Genomic DNA, 2,803 nt, shown 5'->3' on the forward strand with positions numbered 1-2,803 from the left:
TCCAGTGAATTTAAAAATGGATCATTAAAATATATATTTAAAACAAACCATTAGGTTAATAATGATCCACTTACGATCCATCGAGAATAGTGATCCGGATCGCGATCCATTAGGGTTTAAAAATATGAGTGGATCGCTGTATGGATAGCTTATATTGGACTGTCACGACTATGCTATATTTTGATATTTAATCGTTATCTCATGAGATAATAAACTATAACTACCATTCCGACACGGCGAAACTATAGTTTCGAAATTGTCCAACATTGGACAATTTTCTCATTACCCCCTTGAGCAGAAACGGTTGACCAAATATTCAATTCTGGTGCAAAATAAAATCAAAGGAAAAAACTATGGAAATACCAACAGAAGAATATTTAGATTGGCTAGATCATGCCATGCAATGGCCTCAAGACATTGAAGATAGAGATTATGCAAGGTATCAGTTAGCCGTTGATGGGTTATCTGATGAGGAAATAGATTTAGTATTTAAAAAAGTGGATGAAAAGTTAGATTTACTCGATGCATATAATAATACTAAATATTGTGCTTAACCTAATTGAATTAATAGGTCAAAATGGCAAATTCTCGAAGTCCGCTTTGGATCGAAAGCAAACATTCACTTTAACTTCTTTAATCAAACTAGATTTATAGTGTTTTTATTGGTAGAATATTGATATCGAATAGGTGAATATTAGAAATCACTAAGAAGGAAATTTTATGACCCTGAAGCGATTATCATTTGTAATATTGTTCATCCTTTGTTTAGACAAAAGTGCCTTTGCAAAATATAATTTAGGTGATCAGTATTCAAAGTCCGAATTTAAAATAACAATGCGTGACGGAAAAAAACTGCATACAATCGTTTATTCGCCAAAAGATACTTCAACACTTTATCCAATCCTACTTTTTCGAACTCCATATTCCATAAGTCCGTACGGTCCAGATGATTTGGCTGTACCTGAAAAAATGATCCCTCATCCAGATATGATATCAAAAGGTTATATTTTTGCTTTTCAGGATGCGCGGGGGACCTTTAAATCAGAGGGTAAGTTTTCCGATATACGCCCCCCAAGTAAAACTAATGGGACTGTTGATGAAAGCACCGACAACTATGACACTATCGAGTATTTGATTAATAATATTGAAAATAACAACGGCCGAGTGGGGCAATGGGGAATTTCTCATCCCGGTTGGTATACAGTCATGGGCATGATTAGTGCTCACCCGGCGCTTAAGGCAGCTTCTCCACAAGCTACTACAGGTGATCCCTTCATTGGCGACGATGCACACCGAAATGGTATTTATCGTTTAATGCCACGCATGGCTTGGGCTTATCAACAAGTTGCTGGTACGGCGTCAGACCGTGATGATCCTGCCAAAATTTTGGTAAAGCCTGATTTTGGTACTAATTGGGGCTATGAGTTTTTTCTTAATGCTGGTCCTATCGATAAAATTAACGAGATATATTTTAATGGGCAATTAGGTAGTGAATGGGAAGATGTGATAGCTCACCCCAATTATGATGAATACTACCAACGTCGCCATATACCAAAATATATGAAAAATGTTTTAGTACCGACCTTAAATGTTATGGGCTGGTTTGACGCACCTGATCCATATGGCACAATTGCTACTTATCAAGGTATAGAAAATCTATCGCCAAACAACAAAAGTACCCTTGTAGGTGGTCCTTGGGTTCATGGTGGTTGGCTTAGTAGTAAAGGGGAAGAAGTCGGTGAAATATCCTTCGGCCAAAAAACAAGTGATTATTATAATAAAAATATTTTAGTACCTTTTTTCGAGTATCACCTGAAAGGATCTGGCAATTATCAAGTGGTGGAAGCACATATGTTTGAGACTGGGGGCAATAAATGGCATCGATTTGAACAGTGGCCGCCTAAAGCAATGAAAGCAACTCCCCTTTATTTTAACGATGATTTTACGCTAACATTTGATAAGCCGGAGACTAATGGTAAAGACAGCTATATCAACAACCCGATGTTACCAGTCCCTTATTCAACAAAAATTGAGTTTGGTTATGCTTATGGAGCATATCGGATCGAAGATCAACGTATAGCATCAACTCGTCAAGATGTTCTTAGTTATTCTACTAAGGAGCTTGATAGTGATGTTACTATTGCGGGGCCCGTGCTTGCAAAATTGATAACAGAAACAACGGGAACTGATGCCGATTGGTTTATTAAAGTGATTGATGTCTTCCCGGCCAGTGATGAAAATAACCCAGGATATCACATGCTGGTTGGTGCCGAAGGAATGCGTGCAAAATACCGCAAAAGTTTTTCTAATCCAGAGCCAGTAAAACCTAATGAAGAGACGCAGATTAATTTTGAAGTGCGTGATAAGTTTCACACATTTAAAGCGGGTCACAAAATAATGGTTCAGGTCCATAGCACTTGGTTTCCTGTTTATGATCGTAATCCAGGCCAGTTTATGAATATATATGGCGCTCACAAAGAGGATTACATAAAAACTAAACAAACGATACACCGTAAAGTCCAAAATTCTTCCCATCTCGTTCTACCTGTTTTAGTTCGTTAAGAGATATTAAGAAAAGACCAGAATTTGCTGAAAATTATTTTTTAAGTTAGTCATGCATCAATCGTAGATGGGATAAAGAGTGTCGAAGCCGTTTTCGCAGAAATCGCCGGGGTCGTTAAAACGGTGATTGCGGTGTACTGTACGTCATCAGGGAAAGTTGGGTTTTTAAGTCTTTATAATAAGAGAGTATTCTGCTCCATCTGTTAATATTATGCGGCCATAGCTTTAATGTGCAAGCGTT

Annotated in this window: 2 protein-coding genes; both read left to right on the forward strand. The window is 37.6% G+C overall.

Features of this window, described 5'->3' with window-relative positions; translation table 11 throughout:
- Nucleotides 1-353: 353 nt before the first annotated feature.
- Nucleotides 354-554: a hypothetical protein gene (locus ACTF6W_RS05870; protein ID WP_438993615.1), complete on the forward strand. Its 201-nt coding sequence runs from the start codon at nt 354-356 to the stop codon at nt 552-554.
- Between the two features lie 166 nt (nt 555-720).
- Entirely contained in the window at nt 721-2,562 is a 1,842-nt protein-coding gene (locus tag ACTF6W_RS05875) for a CocE/NonD family hydrolase (protein WP_438993616.1), read from the forward strand.
- Nucleotides 2,563-2,803 lie beyond the last annotated feature (241 nt).

Source organism: Pseudemcibacter sp. (assembly GCF_965661635.1).
In the GTDB taxonomy this organism is placed as follows: domain Bacteria; phylum Pseudomonadota; class Alphaproteobacteria; order Sphingomonadales; family Emcibacteraceae; genus Pseudemcibacter.